The sequence below is a fragment of the Pseudomonas sp. HMSC063H08 genome (genome assembly GCF_001813645.1).
Lineage (GTDB): Bacteria > Pseudomonadota > Gammaproteobacteria > Pseudomonadales > Pseudomonadaceae > Pseudomonas > Pseudomonas aeruginosa.
In genome coordinates, this window is sequence record NZ_KV813540.1 from 163,878 (window position 1) to 187,971 (window position 24,094).

Below are 24,094 nucleotides of genomic sequence, written 5' to 3' on the forward strand. Positions count from 1 at the left end.
AAGAACAATATTCTCCGGCCTGATCGCCAGCCCTTGTCCGGCTTGGCAGTGTGACCCATGCGCTTGCTGATTCTCGAACGTGACCACGCTCTCTATGCCGCGCTGCTGATGGCGGCCGACCCCAGCCTGAAGGTGGTGGCGGGGGACGACCCCCTGCAACTCATCGACGCCGCCAGCGAGTGCTCGATCTGGCTCGGCCAGCCCGACCTGGTGGCGCAGATGCTGCGCCAAGGCGTGCATCCGGTCTGGGTGCAGTCGACCTGGGCGGGCATCACGCCGCTGCTGGCCGCCGACCTGCCGAAGGACTACAGCCTGACACGCGCGGTAGGCATCTTCGGCCAGGTGATGAGCGAATACCTGCTGACCTACATGCTCGCCCACGAGCGCCAGTTCCTCGGTCGCCTGGCCAGCCAGGTCGGTTCGCAATGGGATAGCCGCACGCCTGGCGGATTGCGTGGCCGGCAGGCGGTGATCGTGGGTACCGGGGAGATCGGCCAGGCGGTGGCGCATACCCTGTCCGGCTTCGGCATGGACCTGACCGGGGTGGCGAAGAATCCGCGTTCGCTGGTGCCGTTCAACCGCATGGGCTCGCTCGACGACCTCGGCCGCCTGGTGGAGACGGCCGACTACCTGATCAACCTGCTGCCCGACACCCCCGATACCCACGACATCTACGACCGTGCGCTGTTCTCCCGGCTCAAATCCACGGCGCTGTTCATCAACGCCGGGCGTGGCGTCGCGGTGGTGGACGCCGACCTGGTGGCGGCGCTGGAGAACAACCAGTTGGCCGGCGCGGTGATCGACGTCTGCCGCGAAGAGCCGCTGCCGGCCAACCACCTGTTCTGGCATACCCCGCGCCTCTTGCTGACCGGCCACACCGCCGCGCCGACCCTGCCGGGGGCGATGGTCGAACTGTTCCGCGACAACCTCGCGCGCTTCTGGGCGGGCACCGCCATGCGTGGCGAGGTGGACTTCGCTCGCGGCTACTGAGCCGCGTTCCCTCAGGCAGCGAGCGGGAGCAGCGGATTCACCTCGACGGTGATGTGCACCAGTTCCTCATGCTCGGCCAGGCGGCGCTTGAAATAGTCGGCGCTGCCTTCCTCGGTGGTCAGCAGACTCAGCAGGCAGGCGTACTTGCCCTGGCCGACCTGCCACAGGTGCAGGTCGAGCAGTTCCGCCGGCAGCGGGCTGCTGGCGATCGCTGCGCGGATTTCCGCAGCCACCGGCGCGTCCATCTGCGCATCCAGCAATACCCGGCTGCTCTGCCGGATCAGGCCGCATGCCCAGACACTGACCAGTACCGCGCCGACGATACCCATCAGCGGGTCCAGCCAGGCCGCGTTCCACAGCAGGCCGCCGGCCAGCGCGACGATCGCCAGCAGCGAGGTGGCGGCATCCGCCAGCACGTGCAGGTAGGCGGCGCGCAGATTCAGATCGTGCCGGTGGGCATGATGGTCGTGGTCGTGGTCGTGGTGATGGTGCGAGTGGCCGTGCCCGTAGTGGGCATGGCCGTCGCGCAGCAGCCAGGCGCAGGCGAGATTGACCAGCAGGCCGAGCGCGGCGACCAGCATCGCCTGCTGGTAGCGGATCGGGCTGGGGTCGAGCAGGCGTTCGACCGATTGGTAGAGCATCAGCCCGGCCACCAGCAGAAGCAGCAGGGCGCTGGTGTAGCTGCCGAGCACCTCGATCTTCCACGTACCGAAGCTGAAGCGCGGGTCGTTGGCATAGCGCCGCGCGGCGCCGTAGGCGAGTACCGCAAGACCCAGGGCCAGGGCATGGGAGCTCATGTGCCAGCCGTCGGCGAGCAGGGCCATGGAGTTGAACAGCCAGCCGCCGGCGATTTCCGCGACCATCATGCAGGCGGTGAGCAATACCGCCCAGCGCGTGTTGCGCTCGGCCAGCGGGTTGCCCTGGTCGAACCGATGGGAGTGGCGCAGGGGCCGGGTAGTCGGGGTGCCGGGCATTGGCTACTGTCCTGTCGAGACGTCGAAAATATACTATACCCCAGTATATTACCTTGAGGAGAGAGCGGTGGCCCATACCATCCATGGGAAGAAGAAGCTCCTGGCGCGGGTGCGCCGCATCGCCGGGCAGACCCGGGCGCTGGAGCAGGCGCTGGAAGAGGGCAGCGAATGCGCGGCGGTGCTGCAGCAGATCGCGGCGATCCGCGGTGCGGTGAACGGCCTGATGAACGAAGTGCTGGAGGGGCACATCCGCGAACACCTCGGCGCCGAGCAGGCGAGCGCGGAACAGCGTCGCGAAGACCTGGAACTGGTGGTGACCGCGCTGCGTTCCTACCTGAAGTAGCCATGTGCCGGCCGGTGCTTGGCCTGGAAGGGGCGGGGGACTAGACTATCGCGCCTTTTCACCAGCCCCCGATGCCATGGCCGCCAAAGTCGAACCCTTCTGGAAACGCAAGACCCTCGCCCAACTCGACCAGGACGAGTGGGAGTCGCTGTGCGACGGTTGCGGCTTGTGCTGCCTGCAGAAGCTCGAGGACGAGGACGACGGCAGCGTCTACTACACGCGTATCGCCTGCAAGCTGCTCGACCTGCAAAGCTGCCGCTGCACCAACTACGCCGAGCGCATCCGTTTCGTCCCCGACTGCATCCAGCTCACCCCGGCGCAGGCCGACGAGTTCCAGTGGTTGCCGCCGACCTGCGGCTATCGCCTGGTTGCCGAAGGCAAGGACCTGCCGCTCTGGCACCACCTGGTCTGCGGCGACCCGGAGCGGGTCCACAAGGAACGCATTTCCCAGTCCGGGCGCATGCTCAGCGAGACCCAGGTGGCCGAGGACGACTGGGAGGACTACCTGATCTTCCGCGCCGGCTGAGCTCGTGTCCGTCGCACTTCCTTACCTTATGAAATGATATGTATTATCATTCGCATATTTGCGAAGGGACTTCCGTATCCGACGGAAGCGGGGAGGCGAGGTGTTGCAGCGGGTCAACGGCGCGGGGGGCGCCGCCGGAGGATGCACGGATGGATGAGCGCTTCCGTGGTTCCGTCTCGCATGCCTATCAGGCGTTCCATGGCGAGTTGCTGCGTTTCCTGCGCAAGCACCTGGGCAGTTCGGCGGACGCCGCCGACCTCGCCCAGGATACTTTCGCCCAGTGGCTGAAATGGCCGGGCCGGCAATCGGTCGAGCAGCCGCGCGCATTTCTTTTCCAGATCGCCCGCAACCTGTTGCGCGACCATTGGCGCCGGCAGCAGAGCCGCGGCCAGGATCTCGACCGGCCGGCGGGGAACGACGAACCCGCCGCGCTGGAAGGCGAGGCGGCCGGGCCGGGCGAGCGTTTCGAACAGCAGCAGCGCCTCAGCCATCTGGCGGCCGCGCTGGCCGAGCTGCCGCCGCGGCGGCGCGAAGCGTTCGTCCTGCACAAGTTCGACGGCCTGTCCCAGGTCGAAGTGGCCGAGCGCATGGGAATCTCCCTGAGCATGGTGGAAAAGCACATCGCCAGCGCCTTGCTGCACTGCAAGCGGCGGCTTGGCCAGGGAGGCGAAGGATGAAGCCGCTGGAACGACTGGAACCGCTGTTCGCCGACGAAACCGAAGAGGACATCGATCACCGCGCCGCCTACTGGTTCAGCCGGCGTCGTTCCGGGCATTTCAGCGCTGCCTGCCGGGCCGAGCTGGAGGATTGGCTACGCGCCGATCCGCGCCATCGCGAAGCGCTCGAGGGCATGGAGCGGCTCTGGCGCGAGTTCGACGGCCTGCCGCGCCCGGCGCTGGAGGATATTCCCGAACCGGTGCCGGCCTGGCGCCTGCCCCGGGCGCTGGCGGCGGCGTTCTTCGTGTCCTGCGCGCTGCTCGTCGCCACCCTGTTCTGGCGCGACCAGTCGCTCGGGCCGAACCTCGCCTACGGCACGGCGCCTGGCGAGCAGCGCGAGGTGGTCCTGGCGGACGGCTCGAAGCTGTTCCTCGACGTCGATACCCAGGTGCAGGTGCGTTACGCCGAGCGCACCCGCGACGTGCTGTTGAAGAAAGGCGAGGTGTTCTTCGTGGTCAGCCACGATCCGGCCCGGCCGTTCCGGGTCGGCAGCGGCGACAGCCGGGTCACCGTACTCGGTACCCAGTTCAGCGTCCGGCGCAACGCGCAGGCCCTCGCCGTGGCGGTGAAACAGGGGCGCGTGGCGTTGCAGCCGTCCCTGGAGAAGGATGCCGAACATGTGCTGCTGGCTGGCGACAGCGCGCGCCTGGACCTCGCCGACCAGCGCCTGGACCTCGGCCATGTGGCGCCGGAGCAGGTCGCCAGTTGGCGCGATGGGCAACTGGTGTTCCGCGACAAGCCGCTGGGCGAACTGGTGGAGGAACTGTCGCGCTATCGTGCCGCGCCGATCCGCCTGGGAGATCCCCGGCTTGCCGGCAAGCGGGTCTCCGGTACGGTGCGGATCGCCCGCCCCGACGATTTTCTCCTCGCTCTGCCGGCGCTATTGCCGGTGCGGGTACAGCCGCAGGCTGGCGGTGAGGTGCTGATCCTGGCGCGCTGAGGCGCGTCGGCAGCATTAATGAAAATATTTTTCATTCGCATATGTGGGTTTTTCTCCCTGCTGCGTCTTCTCTGCTGTCCGTCGCCGCTGCCGGCGACATCCAGCAGTCACTTGGGGAGAGTTCCAGCATGACCTTGCCTTTCACCCGCGCCGCCTGGCGCCCGCTGTGTTCCGCCGCCGTGCTCGGCGCCGCGTTGTGGGCCGCCGGCGCCAGCGCTGCCGAACGACGCTTCGACCTGCCGGCGCAGCCGCTGGCCGCCTCGCTGTCGCGCCTGGCGCAGCAGGCGCAGGTCCAGGTGCTGTTCGACGAGTCGCTCCTGCGGGGCCTGCGCGCTCCGGCGCTGAGCGGCAGCTACGGGGTGCGCGAGGCGCTGGAGCGGTTGCTGGTCGGTTCCGAGCTGGAGCTGGTGGAGGCGGGCGGCGGCTACGTGGTGCGCCGGCGCCAGGTCGACGCCTACAGCGACAACGCGCTGCAACTGGACGCGCAGACCATCGTCGGCAACGGTCGCGAAGTGGACGCCAGCAACGTCGGCCGTTCGACCCTGACCCGGCGGGATATCGAGCGCCAGCAGGCGGACAACATCCCCAGCCTGCTGCAGACCCTGCCCGGAGTGACCATGGGCGGCTCGCCCAAGCCGGGCGGACAGACCACCAACATCTGGGGCCTGGGCGACGCCGAGGACGTGCCCTATACCCTGGACGGCGCGCAGAAGAGCGGCTTCGAGCGCTACCAGCAGGGCACCGTGTTCATCGAACCGGAAATGATCAAGCGCATCGAGGTGGAGAAGGGGCCGCACTCGGTGTTCACCGGCAATGGCGGCTTCGGCGGCACCGTGCACATGGAGACCAAGGACGCCCCGGACCTGCTGCGCGAAGGCCGCGACGTCGGCGCCATGCTCAAGTACGGCTATCACTCCAACGACCAGCAGAAGATCTACTCCGGCGCCGTGTTCGGCCGCAGCGAAGACCGCCGCGTCGATGCCCTGCTCTACCTCAACGGCCGCGACGGCCGCGACATGAAGCTGGCCGACAACCTGCCGCTGTCGCCCACCGACTATCCGATCAACCCCAAGCGCCTGCCCAACAGCGCCCAGGACGAGAAGACCGGCCTGTTCAAGCTCAACCTGCACCCCACCGAGGAGCACGACCTGGGTTTCACCTACCTGCGCTCGAAAAGCTCGCGCTGGACGCCGTTCTCCGCCAGCAGCTACCCGACCCCGCCGAGCCAGTGGACCATCGACCGCTACGGCTACGAGCTGGGCCTGACCCGCCTGCTGGCCCACCGCGATACCACCGACACCACCTGGACCGGCAAGTACAACTACCATCCGCTGGACAATCCCTGGATCGACCTGCAACTGAGCTATTCCGATGCCCGCACCGAGCAACTCGACCGTCGCGAGGACACCGCCTTCTACCAGCTCGCCACCGGCGGCAAGCGGATGCGTACCGAGTACCAGGACAAGGTCCTGGAACTGCGCAACACCAGCCGTTTCGATACCGGAGCGCTACAGCACGAGCTGACCCTGGGCGCGGCGCTGCACAAGCACAAGCGCGACATCCTCATGCACATGCCGGGCAAGACCTACGAGACCCCGCGCTACAACTACGGCTGGCTGCAACCGGCATTCATGCCGGCCGGCAATCAGGACACGCAGAGCTTCTACATCCAGGACGCGATCACCTACGGCAGCCTGACCGTCACCCCATCGATGCGCTTCGACAGCGTGCGCAACGACGGCCAGGCCAACCTGGCGCCGATCTACGACAATCCCAAGCTCGGCCATGACTATCGCGCCCAGACCTACTCCGGCTGGTCGCCGCGGCTGTCGGTGTTCTGGACCGCGACGCCGAACCTGGCGTTCTTCGCCGACTACACCGAGACCTGGCGAGCGCCGGTGATCGACGAGCAGTACGAAGTGCAGAACAGTTCGACCATCGGTGGCAGCAGCCGCGACCTGGACGCCGAGCGCATCCATGCGATCCGTGGCGGCAGCGTGATCAACCTGCCGGACCTGCTGGTCGCCGGCGACAGCCTGCAGATCCGCACCACGTTGTTCCAGAACCGCATCAAGGACGAGATATTCCGCACCCGCAGCGTCGGCTGCCGCCAGCAGTCGATCGACAACGGCAGTATCGGCGGTAGCTGCGGCGACATGCTGCCGCTGAGCAACTACCGCAACCTGCCGGGCCTGACCATCAAGGGCTTCGAGATCGAGAGCTTCTACGACAGCCAGCGACTGTTCGGCAGCCTGTCCTACTCGTGGATGACCGGCAAGCACGATGGTGCCTACAGCAATCCCTGGGGACCGAACGTGTGGGCGCGCGACATCCCGCCGCCGAAGTGGGTGGCCATGCTCGGCCTGAAGGTTCCGGAATGGGACGCCAAGCTCGGCTGGCAGGGCGAGTTCGTGCGCAAGACCGACCGCCTGCCCAGCGATCGCTACAGCGGCGGGATGGGTACCGGTTCCGGCGATATCTACTGGGATCACGCGGCCAACGACAGCTACGACACCCATCGGCTGTTCGCCGAGTGGGTCCCGGCCAAGCTGGGCCTGAAGGACACCCGCATCGACTTCACCGTGGACAACCTGTTCAACCGCTCCTATCGCCAGCCGCTGGGCGGCGACCTGGTCTACAGCCAGGGACGCAACGCCAAGATCAGCGTCACCCAGTTCTTCTGAGGGGCGTCAGCGCACCGAACCGATGCGCCGGGTGTCCTCGGCATACCAGACGACGAACACCCGGCCGACCAGGTCGGCGCGCGGTACGTAGCCCCAGTAGCGGCTGTCGTTGGAGTTGTCGCGGTTGTCGCCGAGCATGAAGTAGTGGCCGGCGGGGACGGTCCGCTCGGCCATGCGCAGGGAGTCCGGCTGGCGCAGCGCCTGCTGCGCCAGGTAGGGCTCGGTCACCTGGTGGTCATTGACGTAGAGCCGGCCGCCATCGATTCGCACGCGATCGCCGGGTATCCCGGCGATGCGCTTCACATAGGCGATGCTGCGCTGCGGCGGGAAGCGGAACACCACCAGGTCGCCGACCTGCGGGTCGGCGAAGGCGTAGCGCGCGGCGTTGGCGAGGATGAAGTCGCCCTGTTGCAAGGTCGGTTCCATCGAGCGCGAAGGGATCTTGTACAGCGCCACGCCGAGGAGCCGCGCGCGCGGGTCGAGACTGGCGGTGCCGAACGGATTCGCCAGGTAGACGGCCAGCATGATCGCGGCGAGCAGGCCCATGGCGGGCCAGAAGCGTCGTTTCACGAAGGTTCCCTTTTTCGTGGCGGAAGGCCGGCGTCGCCGGCCCCCGCGGTCGTCATACCAGGCCGAGGACCTTGAGCAGGAAGGCGTATTCCAGCGCCACGTCCTTCAGCCCCTGGTAGCGGCCGCTCATGCCGCCGTGGCCGGCGCCGAGGTCGGTCTTGAGCAGCAGCAGGTTGGCGTCGGTCCTGGTCGCCCGCAGTTTCGCCACCCACTTGGCGGCTTCCCAGTACTGCACGCGGCTGTCGTTGTAGCCGGCGACCACCAGCAGGTGCGGGTAGTCCTGGGCCCTGACGTTCTCGTAGGGCGCGTAGGCGGCGATCCGCGCATGCACCTCGGGCTCCTGCGGGTTGCCCCACTCATCGTATTCGGTGACGGTCAGCGGCAGGTCCGGATTGAGCATGCTGTTCAGCACGTCGACGAACGGCACCTCGGCGATCGCCGCGCCGAATAGTTGCGGGCGCTGGTTGAGCACCGCGCCGATCAACAGCCCGCCGGCGCTGCCGCCGCTGATGGCGAGTCCCTCGGGACGGCAGTAGCCCTCGGCGAGCAGGTGCTCGGCGCAGGCGATGAAGTCGTCGAAGCTGTTCTGCTTGTGTTCCAGCTTGCCGGCCCGGTACCAGGCTTCGCCCAGTTCGCCGCCGCCACGGACATGGGCGATGGCGAAGACGAAGCCGCGTTCGAGCAGGCTCAGGCGGGCGTGGGAGAACCAGGGATCGAGGCTATGCCCGTAGGCGCCGTAGCCATAGAGATAGAGCGGCGCGGGGCGCCCGGCGGCGATGCCGTCGAGGACTTCCTTGCGCGCCACCAGGCTGACCGGCACCTGCGTGCCGTCGCCGCTGCTGGCCCAGATGCGCCGACTGGCGTAGGCGTCGGCGTCGAAGGGGCCTTCCACCGGGGTCTGCTTGAGGACGGTCTGCGTGCCATCGGCGAGGTTCAGCTGGCGTACCTGCGCCGGACGGTTCAGGGCCTCGTAGCGCAGTCGCACGCAGGGGCTGTCGAATTCCAGGCTGTCCTGCACGTAGAGGCTGTAGGCGGCGTCCGGCAACTGCACGCGGTAGGCCGGCAGGCCCTGCGGTTGCACCTCGATCACCGGCAGGCCGCCGTCGCGCAGGCCGAGGATCACCGCCTCGGCGTTCAGGCTGACATCTTCCAGGGTCCGCTGCGGGTCGTGGGCCACGCGCAGTTGCCAGTGCTCGCGAGTCGGCCGCGACTCCTCGGCCTGGTAGAGGGCGAAGTTGATCCCCGCCTGGTTGCTGCGGATCAGCCACAGGCCCCGGCCGTCGAGGCGACCGTGGTCGGGGTAGTACTCATGGCCTTCCTCGCGCGGCGCCAGGCAGCGGAACGTTCCCTGCGGCTGGTCGGCGTCGAGCACCCAGGCCTCGCTGGTGGTCTTGCTGTTGAGCAGGAGGATCAGCTGGCGTTCCGAGCTGGAGCGGTAGCAGTGCAGGAAGAAGCGCCCGTCGCCTTCCTCGAATACCAGCTCGGCGCCGGCCTCGCCCAGGCGGTGGCGATAGAGCTTGTGCGGGCGGTGGGTGTCGTCCAGTTCGCCGAAGAACAGCGTACGGTTATCGTTGGCCCAGGTCAGGCTGCCATCGCAGTCGTCGAAGGGCAGGGCCTGCACCGCGCCGCTGGCGAGGTCCTTGACGAACAGGCGGTAGATCTCGTCGCCGCTGGTGTCCAGGCTGTAGGCCAGCAGGCTCTGGTCGGGGCTGATGCTGAAGGCGCCGAGGGAGAGGAAGCCGCCGTCGGCCAACTGGTTGGGATCGAGCAACAGTTGCTCGGCGCCTTCGTCGACCGCCAGGCTGCCGTCCGCCGGACGTGGGCAGCGGTAGTGGCGCGGGTATTCATCGCCGGCGGTGGTGCGCTGGTAGTACAGCCACGGACCCCAGGGACTGGGCAACGACAGGTCGGTCTCGCGGATGCGTCCCCTGATCTCCTCGAACAGGGTCTCGCGCAACCCGGCCTGGTCGGCCAGTTCGCTATCCAGGTAGGCGTTCTCGGCCTTCAGGTAGTCGAGCACCTCCGGGGCGTCGCGCTCCTCCAGCCAGGCGTAGGGGTCGCGTCCGGCGTCGCGGCGGGCGATGGGGGGCTGCGGATGGGGCATCGGGAATCCTCGTCGGTCCGGCCATGCGCGAGGCCGGGAAATCTGAATAAAACTGGCGGCGCGGCGCCCGTCATCGGTGGGTAGGCGCGTCGGCATGCAAAAGCGGCTATCATAAGCCCCCCATCACCGCTATCGCCACGCACGCCGCATGAATGAACAAGACTATCTGATCGCCTGGGGCGCCTACGCCATCGCCGGACTCGGCCTGATGCTGGTGTTCTGGCTGATGACCGGCTGGATGTGGCGCTGGCTGCGCGAACCCCTGCGGCTGATCGTCTTCATCCTGCTGTTCACGCCGACCCCGGTGGACCCGCAGAACGACCTCTACGCCCCGGCCATCGCCATCACCGCGCTGGACGTCGTGTTCAAGGTCGGCAACAACGCCTGGCGCGCGGTCTCCGACCTGGCCCTGGTGGCGCTGCTGGGTTTCGGCCTGTACCTGCTGATCGCCGCCATCCGCTGGCCGCTGGAGCGGGCCTGGAAGAATCGCCGGCATCCGTCGCAGGATGCCGAGGACGAGCCGACCCTGCGGCAGATGATGCAGCCCGAGTTGATGCCGGACGTCGACACCCGCACCGACGAGCACGGCGACCGGCGCATGCGCATCGAGCCGCGCCTGTAGCCTTTCGCGACGAAATCCATTCTTGCGCTACGCCCGGCAGGCGTTCAGCATGAGGCGAGGCCTATGTCGGGATTTCCCATGGATTGCGTGTTCTGCGCCATAGCGGGTGGCCGCGAGCCGGCGCACAGACTCTTCGAGGACGAGCATTTCATCGTCCTGCTGGACATCTTTCCGCTGCGACCGGCGCACGTGCTGATCGTAGCCCGCGAGCACGCCCCGCACCTGAGCGATCTTTCCGCCGCCGCCCGCGACGCCCTCCCGGCGCTCGCCGAGCGTACCGGTCGCGCATTGCGCCGGGCCGGTTTCGGCGTGGAAGGCATCAACCTGTTGCTCAACGATGGCGTGGCGGCCAACCAGCACGTGGCGCACCTGCATCTGCACCTGATTCCCCGGCGTCGCGGCGACCTGCCGCGACTGCTCTGGCGCGCCCTGACCCGTTTCCTGCCGGTTGGTCGCGCGAGCCTGCAGGCGCGTCTGCAGCGGGAAGGAGAACTACTACGTACAGCCTTGCTCAGGGAGGTTTGAGCCATGTGTGAACTATTGGGCATGAGCGCCAACGTCCCGACGGACATCGTCTTCAGCTTCACCGGACTGATGCAGCGCGGCGGCGGCACCGGCCCGCACCGCGACGGTTGGGGCATCGCCTTCTACGAAGGACGCGGCGTGCGGCTGTTCCAGGACCCGCTGGCGAGCGTCGATTCGGAGGTGGCGCGGCTGGTGCAGCGCTTCCCGATCAAGAGCGAGACGGTCATCGGGCACATCCGCCAGGCCAACGTCGGCAAGGTCGGGCTGAGCAACACCCACCCCTTCATCCGCGAACTCGGCGGGCGCTACTGGACCTTCGCGCACAATGGCCAACTGGCCGACTTCCAGCCCAAGCCCGGCTTCTACCGCCCGGTCGGCGAGACCGACAGCGAGGCGGCCTTCTGCGACCTGCTGAACCGCGTGCGCCGGGCTTTCCCCGAGCCGGTGCCGGTGGAGGTGCTGTTGCCGGTGCTGATCTCGGCCTGTGACGAATATCGCAAGAAAGGCGTGTTCAATGCCCTGATCAGCGACGGCGACTGGCTGTTCACCTTCTGCTCCAGCAAACTCGCCTACATTACCCGCCGCGCGCCGTTCGGCCCGGCACGGTTGAAGGATGCCGACCTGACCGTGGACTTCCATGCGGAAACCACGCCGGACGACGTGGTCACGGTGATCGCCACCGAGCCGCTCACCGACAACGAGAACTGGACCTTGCAGCAGAGCGGCGAGTGGGTCCTCTGGTGGGGCGGCGAGGTGTTGGCCAAGGGGCGGGTCTGAATCGCCGCCGTGGACGAGGAGAGCGCATGTTCCGCAGTTACCTGAGACTGGTGCTGTTCACCCTGGGCCTGCTGCTCGGGGTGCAGGTGCCCGGCTTCATCGACGACTACGCCAAACGCGTCGACGCCCATCGCCTGGAGGCCGCGCAGAACATCCAGGGCTTCCAGCAGACCGCCGGACAGTTCTTCAACGGCAGCCTGGAGGAACTGGTCAGGCATTACCGCAGCAACAGCGATCCGGTGTTCCAGCGCGACGGCGAGAACCTCGACCGCCTGATGCGCCGCGCGCGCATGCTCGACGCCGAGTGGCAGGCCATGCAGGGGCCCTGGTACTCCCGCGCCTGGCACATGCTGCGCGCACCGAACCATGAGTTGCTGATGGAAACCTATGCCAGCTACAGCTACCAGGTCCTGCTCAAGCCCGAGGTGATCGCCTGGGGCCTGGGCTGCGCCTTGCTGGTCGCCTGGATCGCCGAGCTGATCGTGTATTCGCTGGCCTCGCTGTTCGGCTTCGGCGAAGACCGCCGCACCCGCGAGCGTCACTGGAGCTGACGGCGCGACTCAGGCCGCCGCCAGTTCCAGGAACGCCCTGATCACCCGCAGGCCGCGGCGCTTCTCCAGGCAGCCGATCAGGTGGCAGTTGGTCAGCTCGGGACCGACCAGCGGCACCGCGCGAACCCGCGGATCGTTGCCGACCTCCAGGGAAGACACCACGCCGACGCCCAGTTCGGCGGCCACCGCTTCGGTCACCGCTTCCCGGCTGTCCAGCTCCAGCAGCACCCGCGGCTGCACGCCCTGGCTGGCGCAGGCGCGGTCGAAGGTGCGGCGGGTGATCGAGCCGGGTTCGCGCAGCACCATGATCTGCTGGTCGAGTTCTTCCAGCGGTACGCCTTCGCTGCGTTCGCACCAGGGATGCTGGCGAGGCAGCAGGGCGCAGATGCGCGAATTCACCAACTCCTCCAGGAACAGCCCGGGACGCGCCTCGACCTCGGTCAGCACGGCGACGTCGACGTGTTCGCTGAGCAGCGCCGCGAGGGTTTCCTGGGCGTTGCCCAGGCGCAGGTTGACGGTGATTCCCGGATAGCTCGCGCGCAGCCGGGCGAGCATCGGCATCACCAGGTGCGGGCCGTCGGCGGCGACCTCGAGGCGGCCGGAGACCAATTGTCGATTGGCGTCGAGCAGGGCCTCGGCTTCTTCCTCCAGGGCGAACAGGGTGCGTGTGATCGCCACCAGGCGCGAGCCTTCCTCGGTCAGTTCGATGCGCCGGGCGGTGCGTCGGAACAGGGTGACCTGGTAGTGCTCCTCGAGTGCCTTGACGTGTCCGGTCACCGCCGGCTGGCTGATGCACAGGCGCTCGGCGGCGCGGGTGAAACTGCCTTCGCGGGCGACGGCGTCGAAGGCGCGGAGCTGGAAGAGATCATGGTATCGGCCTGGCTTATGGCTGGCATCGGAACAAACAATTTGAACGATAGTAGCGCGGCGCTCACCTTATGTCTCCAGGCTTCCCCGGAACGCCGGCGCGGAACGACCGCCCGGGCCGCGAAGCCCGATCCGGTTTCTTTCGCCGATTCCCGCAGAGGAAATGAGCATGAGCACTGCCGAACGCGCACCTATCCTGCTGACCCCCGGTCCGCTGACCACCTCCTACCGTACCCGTCGGGCGATGATGGTCGACTGGGGCTCCTGGGACAGCGATTTCAACGAACTCACCGCCAGCGTCTGCCAGCGCCTGCTGAAGATCGTCGGCGGCGAAGGCAGCCACACCTGCGTACCGTTGCAGGGCAGCGGCACCTTCGCCGTGGAAGCGGCGATCGGCACCCTGGTGCCGCGCGACGGCAAGGTCCTGGTGTTGATCAACGGTGCCTACGGCAAGCGCCTGGCGAAGATCTGCGAGGTCCTGCAACGGCCCTTCAGCACCTTCGAGACCGAAGAGAACGTGCCGACCACCGCCGCTGACGTCGAGCGCCTGCTGGCCGCCGATCCGGCGATCAGCCATGTGGCGCTGATCCACTGCGAGACCAGCACCGGCATCCTCAATCCGCTCGAGGCCATCGCCAAGGTCGTCGAGCGTCACGGCAAGCGCCTGATCGTCGATGCCATGAGCTCCTTCGGGGCGATCGGGATCGATGCCCGGAAAGTTCCGTTCGATGCCTTGATCGCCGCCTCCGGCAAGTGCCTGGAGGGCGTCCCCGGGATGGGCTTCGTCTTCGCCCGCAGCGCCGCCCTGGAAGCCAGCGCCGGCAACTGCCACTCCCTGGCCATGGACCTGCAGGACCAGCACGCCTATATGCGCAAGACCGGGCAGTGGCGCTTCACCCCGCCGACCCATGTGGTCGCCGCCCTGCACGAAGCGCTCAGCCAGTACGAAGAGGAGGGCGGCCTGCCGGCGCGCCAGCGGCGCTACGCGAGCAATTGCGAAACGCTGCTCGGCGAGATGGCCCGGCTCGGTTTCCGCAGCTTCCTGCCGGCGGAAATCCAGGCGCCGATCATCGTTACCTTCCACGCGCCGCGCGATCCGCGCTACCGCTTCGCCGACTTCTACCAACGCGTGCGGGAGAAGGGCTTCATCCTCTATCCGGGCAAGTTGACCCAGGTGGAAACCTTCCGCGTCGGCTGCATCGGCCACGTCGACGCCGCGGAGATGCGGCAGGCGGTCGCCGCCATCGGCGAGGCGCTGCGCGAACTGGAAGTCCTCGAGATCTGAACTGAACGACAACGAGCAGAAAAGGGTTCACGACAATGAATTACAACCAGCCAGCCACCCTCCAGGCCGCCATCCTCGACTGGGCGGGAACCGTGGTCGATTTCGGCTCCTTCGCGCCGACCCAAATCTTCGTCGAGGCTTTCGCCGAATTCGGCGTCCAGGTCAGCCTGGAGGAAGCGCGCGGTCCGATGGGAATGGGCAAGTGGGACCACATCCGCACCCTCTGCGACATCCCGGCGATCGCCGAGCGCTACCGCGCCGTCTTCGGCCGCCTGCCCAGCGACGACGATGTCACCGCCATCTACGAGCGCTTCATGCCGCTGCAGATCGAAAAGATCGCCGAACATTCGGCGCTGATCCCCGGCGCCCTGCAGGCGATCGCCGAACTCCGCGGGATGGGCCTGAAGATCGGTTCCTGTTCCGGTTATCCGGCGGTGGTGATGGAGAAGGTGGTAGCCCTGGCCGAGACCAACGGTTACGTCGCCGACCACGTGGTGGCCACCGACGAAGTGCCCAACGGCCGGCCATGGCCGGCCCAGGCGCTGGCCAACGTGATCGCCCTGGGGATCGACGATGTGGCGGCCTGCGTGAAGGTCGACGACACCTGGCCGGGTATCCTCGAAGGGCGCCGCGCCGGGATGTGGACGGTGGCGCTGACCTGCTCGGGCAATGCCCTGGGCCTCACCTACGAGCAGTACAAGGCGCTGCCGGCGGCCGAACTGGAGCGCGAGCGGACGCGTATCGAACAGATGTTCGAAGGTTCGCGTCCGCACTACCTGATCGAGACCATCGCCGAGCTGCCGGCGGTGGTCCGCGACATCAATGCGCGCCTGGCGCGCGGCGAGATGCCGCAGGGTAACTGAGCCACGTCTGTGCCGAGGCCGCCGCGGGCAACCGCGGCGGCCTCGGTTTTCTAACCGGCGTCCGGGTGCCCCAGGCGAGTCTTGAGGAAGTCGATGAACGCGCGGACCTTCGACGGCAGGTGGCGGGTCGGCGGATAAACGGCATGCACGCCCTGGAGCGGAAACCCGTGGTCCGCCAGCAGGCGTTGCAGTGCGCCGCAGCGCAAGTCGGCCTGCACCAGCCAGTCCGGCAGCACGGCGATACCCAGGCCGTCGAGGGCAAAGGCGCGCAGGGCCGCGGCGTTGTCGGCCAGCAGCATGGGATGGCGCGGTCCGCGGTAGCTGCGCAGGGCGCCGTCGGGGGCGCGTACTTGCCAGGGCAGGGAGTCCGCCAGCCGGCTGTGACCGAGATTCTGCAGGCGCTCCAGACTCTCCAGGTCGGTCGGCGGCGGTTCGCCGAGCGCCGCCAGGCAGGCCGGGCTGGCCACCGCCAGGACCTCGAAGCTGGCCAGTTGCACCGCATGGTGGGTGGAGTCCTCCAGGCGCCCCAGGCGGATCGCGACGTCGAAGCGTTCGCCAATCAGGTCGGCATGCAGCGATGAGGTCGACAATTGTACCTGCAACGCCGGGTGCAGCCGGGCGAATGCCTGCAGGGCCGGCACCAGTTGGCGCAGGCCGTATTCCTGGGTGGTGGTGACGCGCAGGCTGCCACGCAGTTCGCCATGCTCGGCGCGGGCGTCGTCGATGGCCAGGCGCGCCTCGTCGAGCACCTTCACGCAGCGCTGGTAGAAGCGTTCGCCAGCATCGGTCAGGGCCAACCGCCGGGTGCTGCGGCTGAGCAGAGAAACGCCCAGCTCGGCCTCCAGCCGCTTGAGGTTGAAGCTGACTACCGCACGCGTCTGGCCGAGGGTGTCGGCGGCGGCGCTGAGGGAACCGCAGTCGACCACGGCGCGAAAGGTTTCGAAGCGGTCGAGGCTGACCATGGAAGGCGACCCTATTGTCAAATTCGATTTGACAGTCTATGCGCGATTAGCCTCTCCAGATAGCGCGAGCGCCTCGCTATGCTCCCCGGCAAACCTCCGGAGCGCCCATGAATCAACCGTCCCGCCTGGCCACTTTGTACCTGCTGGGGTTCGCCCTGGACCTGGTGAACATCTTCATCGCCAGCGTCGCCTACCCGGACATCGGGCGTTCCCTTGGCGCTTCGGTGGCGACCCTGGCGTGGATCGGCAACACCTACCTGCTCGGCTTGACCCTGGTGATTCCGTTGAGCGTCTGGCTCGCTTCGCGCCTGGGAGAACGGCGACTGATGCTGCTGGCACTGGCCGGTTTCGCCAGCGCTTCGCTGGGTTGCGGCCTGGCTGGATCGGCGGCGACGTTGATCGTCTGGCGCCTGTGCCAGGGGTTGGCCGGCGGGTTACTGATCCCCCTCGGCCAGGCCATGGCCTATCGGAATGTCCCGTCGTCGGCACGGGCCGGCCTGACCGCACGGGTGATGCTGGTGGCGCTGATCGTTCCCGCCGTGGCGCCTGCCCTCGGCGGCTGGCTGGTGGACAGCCTGTCCTGGCGTGGGATCTTCTTCGCCAGCGTGGCGCCGGCGCTGCTGGTGCTGGCCCTGGCGATGCGCTGGCTGCCCAGGCACAAGCATGCGGCGCAGCGCCTGGACCTGCGCGGCCTGCTGCTCGGCTCGGCGGCGCTGGCCACGCTGCTGGTGGCGCTCGCCTGGCTGGGATCGCCCGGCGGCGGCGGGCGTGGCCTGCTCCTGGCGCTGCTGGCCTGCGTGCTGGGCTGCTGCTACTGGCGTGACGGGCGCGCTCGTACCGACGCGCTGCTCGACCTTGGCTTGCTGGAGGCGCCATTGCTGCGTACGGCGATGCTGGTCTATCTCTGCGTGCCGGGAGCCTTCATGGGCGCCAACCTGGTCGCCATGCTCTATCTGCAAGGCCCCCTCGGCCTCAGCGCGAGCCGTGCCGGTGCGCTGATGCTGCCCTGGGCGCTGGCGGCCGGCCTGGCCATCGGCCTGACCCGGCGACGCTTCAATCGCTGGGGGCCGAAATCCTTGCTGCTGGCGGGCATGGCGATACAGGCCGGCGGCCTGCTGTGGCTGGCTCGAAGCGGGGAGGGGAGCGGCTTCTGGCAACTGGCGGGGGCCTACGCGACCATGGGATTCGGCGGCAGCCTGTGTAGCAGCGCGGCACAGGGCATGGCCTTGCTCGACGTCCCGGCGGCGCGCATGGGCCATGCCAGCGCCTTGTGGAACATCAATCGGCAACTGGCGTTCTGCCTGGGCATGGCCGTGCTCGGTGGGTTGCTCAACCTGTTGCAGGCGCGGGCCGACCCCGCGGCCTTCGTCCACTGCTTCCTGTTCGCCGCCGCTTTCACGCTATTGCCTCTGCCGTGGGTGAGGCGTATCGATTCCGCCGGGGTTCGCGCCCTGGTCCAGACCTGAAAGGAGCTACACCATGACTTGTGCCTACCGCCGGGAAATCCACCATGCCCACGTGGCGATCCGCGACTGGCTGGCCGGCGACTCACGGGCTGACGCGCTGGATGCGTTGATGGCGCGTTTCGCCGAGGACTTCTCGATGGTCACGCCGCATGGCGTGGTCCTGGACAAGACTGCTCTGGGCGAGCTGTTCCGCAGCAAGGGCGGCACCCGTCCTGGGCTGCGCATCGAGATCGACGGCGAGAGTCTGCTGGCTTCAGGCGTGGATGGCGCGACCCTGGCCTATCGGGAAATCCAGTCCGACGCGGCGGGTCGCAGCGAGCGCCTGTCCACCGTAGTCCTGCACCGTGACGACGAAGGGCGGCTGTACTGGCGCCACCTGCAGGAAACCTTCTGCGGCTGAGCCTGCCTCAGTCGCTGGCACCGAGCAGGCGCAGGAAGGCATCGGCGAGTTCGCCGGCCAGCGGCTGGGTATCCAGGCGGCCGCCGGCGATGGCGTCGTCGGCGGCGCCATGCAGCCCGGAGTAGAGCAGCAGGGCGTTCAGCCGTGGGTTGCGCAGCGGCCAGGCGCCGGCCGCCGCGCCGTTCTCCAGTAGCTCCGCCAATTGCTCCAGCACGCGGTCGCGCTCCTGGTTGCCGCGCTGGTGGTGATGGTGTTCGCTGTAGACCACATCGTGCAGCCGGTAGCCCTCCAGGTAGCCCGCCAGGCCGCTCTCGGTCCAGGCGCGCAGGCGGCCGGGATGGTCGTTCGCCGGACAGGCCTCGACGGCATTCGCGATGCGCTGCTGGAAAGCCTGGGTGAAGCGCTCGCGCAGGGCCAGGAGGATGTCGGTCTTGGCTTGGAAGTAGTGATAGAAGGTACCCTTGGCGACCCCCGCGGCAGCGACGATGTCGCTGATGGTGGTGGCGTCCACACCCTTGTCTAGGAACAGTTGCTGCGCCGCCGCCATCAGTTCCTCGAGACGAACCTCCGCAGGCTTGGTGCGCGGTTGGCGGGCAGGCTGTTCGGCGTGGCGATCGGGCATGGAGCGCGGGTCCGGTGGTTGGGTTGGCCGCAGTGTAAAAGAGCGTGGAGGGGAAGACGAGGCATGACAGGAAGATGAGAATGTTTCGCGATATTTATTGACTGACCGTCGGTCAATGGATTATTCCTGGGCCAGCGCCCTCTCATCGGAGTACTCCATGAACCCTTCGCGTCGTGTCGCCCTGGTCGCCGCCATCTACCTGGGAACCTTCATCGCCTCGCTCGACATCAGCATCGTCAACCTCGCCCTGCCGACGCTGCAGTACGCCCTGGATACCGACCTGGCCGGCCTGCAGTGGGTGGTCGACGCCTATGCGCTGTGCCTGAGCGCCTTCATGCTGTCTTCCGGACCGCTGAGCGACCGCTACGGTCGCAAGCTCACCTGGCTGCTCGGGGTCGGCCTGTTCAGCTTCGGTTCGCTGCTCTGCGCGCTGGCCACCTCGCTGCCGCTGCTGCTGTTCGGACGCGCGGTCCAGGGCATCGCCGGGGCGCTGTTGATACCCGGCGCGCTGTCGATCCTTACCCAGGCTTTCCACGATCCCGGCCAGCGCGCCCAGGTGATCGGCGGCTGGACCTCCTTCAGCGCGCTGTCGCTGATCCTCGGCCCGCTGCTCGGCGGCCTGCTGGTGGAGCACGCCGGCTGGCAGAGCATCTTCCTGATCAACCTGCCGCTCGGCCTGCTGGCGCTCGCCCTGGGCCTGTGGGGCATCGAGGAAACCGCGCACCCCGAGCACGCCGCCTTCGATCCCCTGGGGCAGCTGCTCAGCGTGGTCTGGCTGGGGGCGTTGACCTACGCCCTGATCGCCGCGGGAGAGGGCGGCTGGTTGTCTCCCACGGCCTGGCCGGCGCTGCTCCTGGCCGGGGTCGGCCTGCTTGGCTTCCTCTTCGTCGAGCGGCGGACCGCCCGACCGCTGCTGCCCCTGGGGTTGTTCCGCCAGGCCGGGTTCGCCGTCTGCAACCTGGCCTCGTTCGTCCTCGGTTTTTCCGGCTACGCCAGCCTGTTCTTCCTCTCCCTGTTCTTCCAGCAGGTGCAGGGTGCCTCGGCGCAGCAGGCCGGCTTCTACCTGGCGCCGCAGTTCCTCGCCATGGGCGCACTGTCCATGCTGTTCGGCCGGTTGCAGCGGCACGTACCGCTGCGACGCCTGCTGGTGCTGGGCTACCTGGTGATCGGCCTGGCCATGCTGGCGCTGGCCGCTTGCGGTACGGGAACCGCGTATCCCTGGGTCGGCCTGTTGCTGGTGGCGCTCGGCCTGGGCATGGGCCTGGCCGTTCCCGGCACCGGTCTGGCGGTCATGGCGAGCGTGGCCCGCGAGCGTTCCGGGATGGCCTCGGCGACCATGAATACCCTGCGCCAGGCCGGCATGGCCGTCGGCATCGCGTTGCTGGGAGCGCTGCTGAGCGGGCGGGCGATCGTCGTCCTGGGCGATCGGCTGGAGGAGCTGGGGATTGCCGATGCGCAACGGCTCGCCACCCAGGCGATCACGGCCCATCGCTTGCCTGGTTCCCTGGCGGGGCTCGACGCCGAGCTGCCGGCCGCGCTGGCCGAGGGCTTCCGTCTGGCTATGCTGGTGGCCGGAGCCAGCGCCCTGCTGGCCGCCGCGCTGCTCTGGCGCCTGCGCGTTAGCGCCGGCCCGGCGGCGGATACAGTTGGCGCATCTGGACGAACGGCAGGGGTACAGTTGCAGGCCGATAGACACTGACTCTCGGGTCACGATGCTGGCGTGGGGGCGATTTCCTTGCGTTATGCTGCTCGAAGCGAAGAATATTCGCGTATTCCAACTGTTGTGCTAGGGTATGGCCTGCGACAACCTGTCGCAGGCAGGTAAAAGCCCTACTTTATCTATGTTTGAGAAAGTCTATTGCAAGATGTGTCATAGGCTCCTCAGCTGAAATGAATTGTAATAACTGACGCTCAGTTTCGGTCCAACGAGCGTCGCGCGAGTCTCTGCTCCGCATCGCGATAAATGGGTTCCTGCCTTGCCTGTTGCACAACAAATAGCCGACCGATAACTGCGACCTGATCACCCGGCGGGAAGGGCAATCCTTCTCGCCCAGGCATGCACGTGCCTTGGCCGCCCTTGGCCTCTTCCGGCACAGCTTCGAAAACGCTGTTCATCAAGGAACGACTCAGCGCGTGGAACGAGTCCGTCACCGGAATCGGGAAAGGTATCCGCTTGCCTTCTCCCGTGGCCGGGCAATGGCCGTTCCGTACCCCGGTGGCGACTGCATGTCTGGAACTGGCTGAAGCCAGCGGTCTCCGCCACAAGCCTTGCAAGGAGACATCCATGAGCGACCACTCGCTCCTTCCATCGATTAAGGCCGGAAGATGACCAAAGCAAACCCGTTTGCCGCATTGAAATGGCTTTCCCTGGCGCCCGCGCTGCTGCTCGGCGGCTGCGACATGACCCTGTTCAACCCGAAAGGGCAGGTGGGCATGGACGAGCGCACCCTGATCATTACCGCGACCCTGCTGATGCTGATCGTGGTCATCCCGGTGATCGTGATGACCCTGGCGTTCGCCTGGAAGTACCGCGCCTCGAACACCCAGGCCGAGTACAAGCCGGACTGGCACCACTCCAACCGCATCGAGGCGGTGGTCTGGCTGGTGCCCTGCGTGATCATCGCGATCCTCGGCTGGATCACCTGGGAAAGCACCCACAAGCTCGACCCATACCGTCCGCTGGACTCCGAGGTCAAGCCGGTCACCATCCAGGCCGTTTCGCTGGACTGGAAGTGGTTGTTCATCTACCCGGAGCAGGGTATCGCCACGGTCAACGAGATCGCCTTCCCGAAAGACACCCCGGTGAATTTCCAGATCACCTCGGATTCGGTGATGAACTCGTTCTTCATCCCGCAGCTGGGCAGCCAGATCTACTCGATGGCCGGGATGATGACCAAGCTGCACCTGATCGCCAACGAAGAAGGCGTGTTCGACGGTATCTCCGCGAACTACAGCGGCGGCGGTTTCTCCGGCATGCGCTTCAAGGCCATCGCCACCTCCGAGCAGGGCTTCCAGGACTGGGTCGCCAAGGTCAAGGCTGCACCGACCAGCCTGTCGATCGGCACCTATCCGGAGCTGGTCAAGCCGAGCGAGAACGTTCCGCCGACCTACTTCTCTTCGGTCAGCCCGGAACTGTTCGGCCACATCCTCACCAAGTACGAGCACCACGGCGACGCCAAGGGTGCCGCGCACGGCGAGCACGCCGGGGCTGAGCACGAAGCCGCCATGACCGGTCACGACATGCAGGACATGGACATGCAAGCCATGCAGGGCCTGAAAGACATGAAGGACATGCACATGCAACCGAGTACCCAGGAGTAAGCGCAGATGTTCGGGAAACTGACACTCTCGGCCGTGCCTTACCACGAGCCCATCGTCATGGTCACACTGGCCGTCGTCGCCCTGCTGGGCCTCGGCGTGGTCGGTGCGATCACCTACTACCGCAAGTGGACCTACCTGTGGACCGAGTGGCTGACCTCGGTCGACCACAAGAAGATCGGCGTGATGTACATCGTCGTCGCCCTGGTCATGCTGGTCCGCGGCTTCGCCGACGCGATCATGATGCGCGGCCAGTTGGCCCTGGCCGAAGGCGCCAACCACGGCTACCTGCCGCCGGAGCACTACGACCAGATCTTCACCGCGCATGGCGTGATCATGATCATCTTCATGGCCATGCCGTTCATGACCGGCCTGATGAACCTGGCCGTGCCGCTGCAGATCGGCGCGCGCGACGTGGCGTTCCCCTTCCTCAACTCGCTGAGCTTCTGGCTGCTCGTGGTCAGCGCCATGCTGGTCAACGTGTCGCTGGGCCTGGGCGAATTCGCCCGTACCGGCTGGGTGGCCTATCCGCCGCTGTCGGAGCTGGCCTATAGCCCCGGGGTAGGGGTGGACTACTACATCTGGGCGCTACAGATATCCGGGATGGGCACGTTGCTCACGGGGATCAACTTCCTGGTCACCGTGTTCAAGATGCGTGCCCCGGGCATGAAGCTGATGCAGATGCCGATCTTCACCTGGACCTGCACCTTCGCCAACATCCTGATCGTCGCCTCGTTCCCGATCCTCACCGCTGCGCTGGGCCTGCTGTCGCTCGACCGCTACCTGGACATGCACTTCTTCACCAACGAGCTCGGCGGCAACGCCATGATGTACATCAACCTCTTCTGGGCCTGGGGCCATCCCGAGGTGTACATCCTGATCCTGCCGGCCTTCGGTATCTTCTCCGAGGTCACCGCGACCTTCGCCGGCAAGCGCATGTTCGGCTACAAGTCGATGGTCTGGGCCAGCGCCGCGATCACCTTCCTCGGCTTCACCGTGTGGCTGCACCACTTCTTCACCATGGGTTCGGGCGGTGACGTCAACGGCTTCTTCGGCGTGGCCACCATGCTGATCTCGATCCCCACCGGGGTGAAGCTGTTCAACTGGCTGTTCACCATCTACAAGGGCCGCCTGCGCTTCAGCACGCCGATCCTGTGGACCCTGGGCTTCATGGTGACCTTCACCATCGGCGGCATGACCGGCGTCCTGCTGGCCATCCCGGGCGCGGACTTCCTGCTGCACAACAGCCTGTTCCTGATCGCCCACTTCCACAACACCATCATCGGCGGCGCGGTATTCGGCTACCTGGCCGGCTTCGCCTTCTGGTTCCCGAAAGCGTTCGGCTTCACCCTCGACGAGAAGTGGGGCAAGCGTTCCTTCTGGTGCTGGCTGGTGGGCTTCTACATGGCCTTCATGCCGCTCTACATCCTCGGCTTCATGGGCATGACCCGTCGCCTGAACCACTACGACAACCCGCTGTGGAAGCCCTACCTGGTGGTCGCGTTCTTCGGCGCCGTGCTGATCTTCTGCGGCATCGCCTGCCAACTGATCCAGCTGTTCGTCTCGGTCCGCAACCGCAAGCAACTGGCCGACGTCAATGGCGACCCGTGGGAAGGCCGCACCCTGGAATGGGCCACTTCCTCGCCGCCGCCGTTCTACAACTTCGCCGAGCTGCCGAAGGTACAGGACGTGGATGCCTTCCACGACATGAAGAAGGCCGGCACCGCCTACCGCAAGCTGCCGGCCTACCAGCCGATCCACATGCCGAAGAACACCGCCGCGGGCTTCTCCATCGCCGTGTTCGCCTTCGTCTTCGGCTTCGCCGCCATCTGGCATATCTGGTGGCTCATGGCGGTCGGCTTCGTCGGCATGATCGGCTCCTTCATCGTGCGCAGCTACAACCAGGACGTCGACTACTACGTCCAGCCCGAAGAGATCGAGAAGATCGAAAGCGCCCGTTTCCAGCAACTCGCCAAGCAGGTCTGAAC

At 66.9% G+C, this 24,094-nt stretch carries 23 protein-coding genes; 17 read left to right on the forward strand and 6 right to left on the reverse strand.

The window, feature by feature from the left end; genetic code table 11:
- Positions 1-57 precede the first annotated feature (57 nt).
- Positions 58-990, forward strand: coding sequence for a D-2-hydroxyacid dehydrogenase (locus tag HMPREF2924_RS23200; RefSeq protein ID WP_003133469.1), 933 nt, complete (start codon positions 58-60; stop codon positions 988-990).
- A gap of 11 nt (positions 991-1,001) precedes the next feature.
- Here the strand turns inward: HMPREF2924_RS23200 and aitP are convergent, their stop codons facing one another.
- Complete coding sequence (gene aitP, locus HMPREF2924_RS23205; protein ID WP_003133467.1) at positions 1,002-1,964, reverse strand: CDF family iron/cobalt efflux transporter AitP; 963 nt, start codon at positions 1,962-1,964, stop codon at positions 1,002-1,004.
- A 67-nt stretch (positions 1,965-2,031) separates the two neighbouring features.
- Between aitP and HMPREF2924_RS23210 the strand changes: the two genes are divergently transcribed.
- From HMPREF2924_RS23210 to hxuC, 5 genes are all read left to right on the forward strand, one after another.
- A complete protein-coding gene (locus HMPREF2924_RS23210; RefSeq protein WP_003082658.1) occupies positions 2,032-2,307 on the forward strand; it encodes a metal/formaldehyde-sensitive transcriptional repressor in 276 nt (91 codons plus the stop codon).
- 76 nt (positions 2,308-2,383) lie between these two features.
- Entirely contained in the window at positions 2,384-2,833 is a 450-nt protein-coding gene (locus HMPREF2924_RS23215; RefSeq protein ID WP_003082662.1) for a YcgN family cysteine cluster protein, read from the forward strand.
- Between the two features lie 149 nt (positions 2,834-2,982).
- The gene (locus tag HMPREF2924_RS23220) at positions 2,983-3,510 is read left to right on the forward strand and encodes an RNA polymerase sigma factor (RefSeq protein WP_003133465.1); all 528 of its coding nucleotides are present in this window, start codon (positions 2,983-2,985) and stop codon (positions 3,508-3,510) included.
- Positions 3,507-4,490, forward strand: a complete 984-nt coding sequence (locus HMPREF2924_RS23225) for a FecR family protein (protein WP_003133463.1) — start codon at positions 3,507-3,509, stop codon at positions 4,488-4,490. Before HMPREF2924_RS23220 ends, HMPREF2924_RS23225 begins: the two co-directional genes overlap by 4 nt.
- A 128-nt stretch (positions 4,491-4,618) precedes the next feature.
- Positions 4,619-7,174: a heme receptor HxuC gene (gene hxuC / locus HMPREF2924_RS23230; protein ID WP_003133461.1), complete on the forward strand. Its 2,556-nt coding sequence runs from the start codon at positions 4,619-4,621 to the stop codon at positions 7,172-7,174.
- A 6-nt stretch (positions 7,175-7,180) separates the two neighbouring features.
- On the opposite strand, the gene lepB is transcribed toward hxuC, so the two are convergent.
- Entirely contained in the window at positions 7,181-7,720 is a 540-nt protein-coding gene (lepB, locus tag HMPREF2924_RS23235; RefSeq protein ID WP_003133458.1) for a signal peptidase I, read from the reverse strand.
- 76 nt (positions 7,721-7,796) lie between these two features.
- Positions 7,797-9,848 (reverse strand): S9 family peptidase, encoded by a 2,052-nt coding sequence (locus HMPREF2924_RS23240; protein ID WP_003109264.1) that lies wholly within the window; start codon positions 9,846-9,848, stop codon positions 7,797-7,799.
- Between the two features lie 148 nt (positions 9,849-9,996).
- On the opposite strand from HMPREF2924_RS23240, the gene HMPREF2924_RS23245 reads away from it, so the two are divergent.
- The 4 genes from HMPREF2924_RS23245 (at position 9,997) to HMPREF2924_RS23260 (ending at position 12,323) form a co-directional block, all read left to right on the forward strand.
- The gene (locus HMPREF2924_RS23245) at positions 9,997-10,470 is read left to right on the forward strand and encodes a hypothetical protein (protein WP_003086834.1); all 474 of its coding nucleotides are present in this window, start codon (positions 9,997-9,999) and stop codon (positions 10,468-10,470) included.
- 63 nt (positions 10,471-10,533) lie between these two features.
- A complete protein-coding gene (locus HMPREF2924_RS23250; protein ID WP_003133454.1) occupies positions 10,534-10,995 on the forward strand; it encodes an HIT family protein in 462 nt (153 codons plus the stop codon).
- 3 nt (positions 10,996-10,998) lie between these two features.
- Entirely contained in the window at positions 10,999-11,772 is a 774-nt protein-coding gene (locus HMPREF2924_RS23255) for a class II glutamine amidotransferase (RefSeq protein ID WP_003082680.1), read from the forward strand.
- Positions 11,773-11,798: 26 nt separating this feature from the next.
- The gene (locus HMPREF2924_RS23260) at positions 11,799-12,323 is read left to right on the forward strand and encodes a DUF2937 family protein (protein ID WP_023094811.1); all 525 of its coding nucleotides are present in this window, start codon (positions 11,799-11,801) and stop codon (positions 12,321-12,323) included.
- A 9-nt stretch (positions 12,324-12,332) separates the two neighbouring features.
- Here the strand turns inward: HMPREF2924_RS23260 and HMPREF2924_RS23265 are convergent, their stop codons facing one another.
- Positions 12,333-13,232: a LysR substrate-binding domain-containing protein gene (locus HMPREF2924_RS23265; protein ID WP_070700669.1), complete on the reverse strand. Its 900-nt coding sequence runs from the start codon at positions 13,230-13,232 to the stop codon at positions 12,333-12,335.
- 127 nt (positions 13,233-13,359) lie between these two features.
- Between HMPREF2924_RS23265 and phnW the strand changes: the two genes are divergently transcribed.
- Together phnW and phnX are read left to right on the forward strand one after the other, a co-directional pair.
- A complete protein-coding gene (gene phnW / locus HMPREF2924_RS23270; protein ID WP_003086851.1) occupies positions 13,360-14,475 on the forward strand; it encodes a 2-aminoethylphosphonate--pyruvate transaminase in 1,116 nt (371 codons plus the stop codon).
- Positions 14,476-14,510: 35 nt separating this feature from the next.
- On the forward strand, positions 14,511-15,338 hold the full coding sequence (gene phnX, locus HMPREF2924_RS23275) for a phosphonoacetaldehyde hydrolase (RefSeq protein WP_003100114.1): 828 nt from the start codon (positions 14,511-14,513) through the stop codon (positions 15,336-15,338).
- A gap of 50 nt (positions 15,339-15,388) precedes the next feature.
- On the opposite strand, the gene HMPREF2924_RS23280 is transcribed toward phnX, so the two are convergent.
- The gene (locus HMPREF2924_RS23280; protein WP_003133443.1) at positions 15,389-16,300 is read right to left on the reverse strand and encodes a LysR family transcriptional regulator; all 912 of its coding nucleotides are present in this window, start codon (positions 16,298-16,300) and stop codon (positions 15,389-15,391) included.
- Positions 16,301-16,407: 107 nt separating this feature from the next.
- On the opposite strand from HMPREF2924_RS23280, the gene HMPREF2924_RS23285 reads away from it, so the two are divergent.
- Together HMPREF2924_RS23285 and HMPREF2924_RS23290 are read left to right on the forward strand one after the other, a co-directional pair.
- On the forward strand, positions 16,408-17,766 hold the full coding sequence (locus HMPREF2924_RS23285) for an MDR family MFS transporter (protein ID WP_003133440.1): 1,359 nt from the start codon (positions 16,408-16,410) through the stop codon (positions 17,764-17,766).
- 13 nt (positions 17,767-17,779) lie between these two features.
- Positions 17,780-18,166 carry a DUF4440 domain-containing protein gene (locus HMPREF2924_RS23290; RefSeq protein WP_003082694.1) on the forward strand — a complete coding sequence of 129 codons (387 nt, stop codon included), beginning with the start codon at positions 17,780-17,782 and terminating at the stop codon, positions 18,164-18,166.
- Between the two features lie 7 nt (positions 18,167-18,173).
- Here HMPREF2924_RS23290 and HMPREF2924_RS23295 read toward each other — a convergent pair whose 3' ends face one another.
- Positions 18,174-18,788 carry a TetR/AcrR family transcriptional regulator gene (locus tag HMPREF2924_RS23295; protein ID WP_003082696.1) on the reverse strand — a complete coding sequence of 205 codons (615 nt, stop codon included), beginning with the start codon at positions 18,786-18,788 and terminating at the stop codon, positions 18,174-18,176.
- Between the two features lie 157 nt (positions 18,789-18,945).
- On the opposite strand from HMPREF2924_RS23295, the gene HMPREF2924_RS23300 reads away from it, so the two are divergent.
- The 3 genes from HMPREF2924_RS23300 to cyoB all read left to right on the forward strand — a co-directional run bounded on the left by HMPREF2924_RS23300 (position 18,946) and on the right by cyoB (position 24,092).
- Positions 18,946-20,487: an MFS transporter gene (locus HMPREF2924_RS23300; RefSeq protein ID WP_003100101.1), complete on the forward strand. Its 1,542-nt coding sequence runs from the start codon at positions 18,946-18,948 to the stop codon at positions 20,485-20,487.
- Positions 20,488-21,113: 626 nt separating this feature from the next.
- Positions 21,114-22,109 (forward strand): ubiquinol oxidase subunit II, encoded by a 996-nt coding sequence (gene cyoA, locus HMPREF2924_RS23305; protein WP_023094810.1) that lies wholly within the window; start codon positions 21,114-21,116, stop codon positions 22,107-22,109.
- A gap of 6 nt (positions 22,110-22,115) precedes the next feature.
- Positions 22,116-24,092, forward strand: a complete 1,977-nt coding sequence (cyoB, locus tag HMPREF2924_RS23310) for a cytochrome o ubiquinol oxidase subunit I (protein ID WP_003082705.1) — start codon at positions 22,116-22,118, stop codon at positions 24,090-24,092.
- Positions 24,093-24,094: the final 2 nt, after the last annotated feature.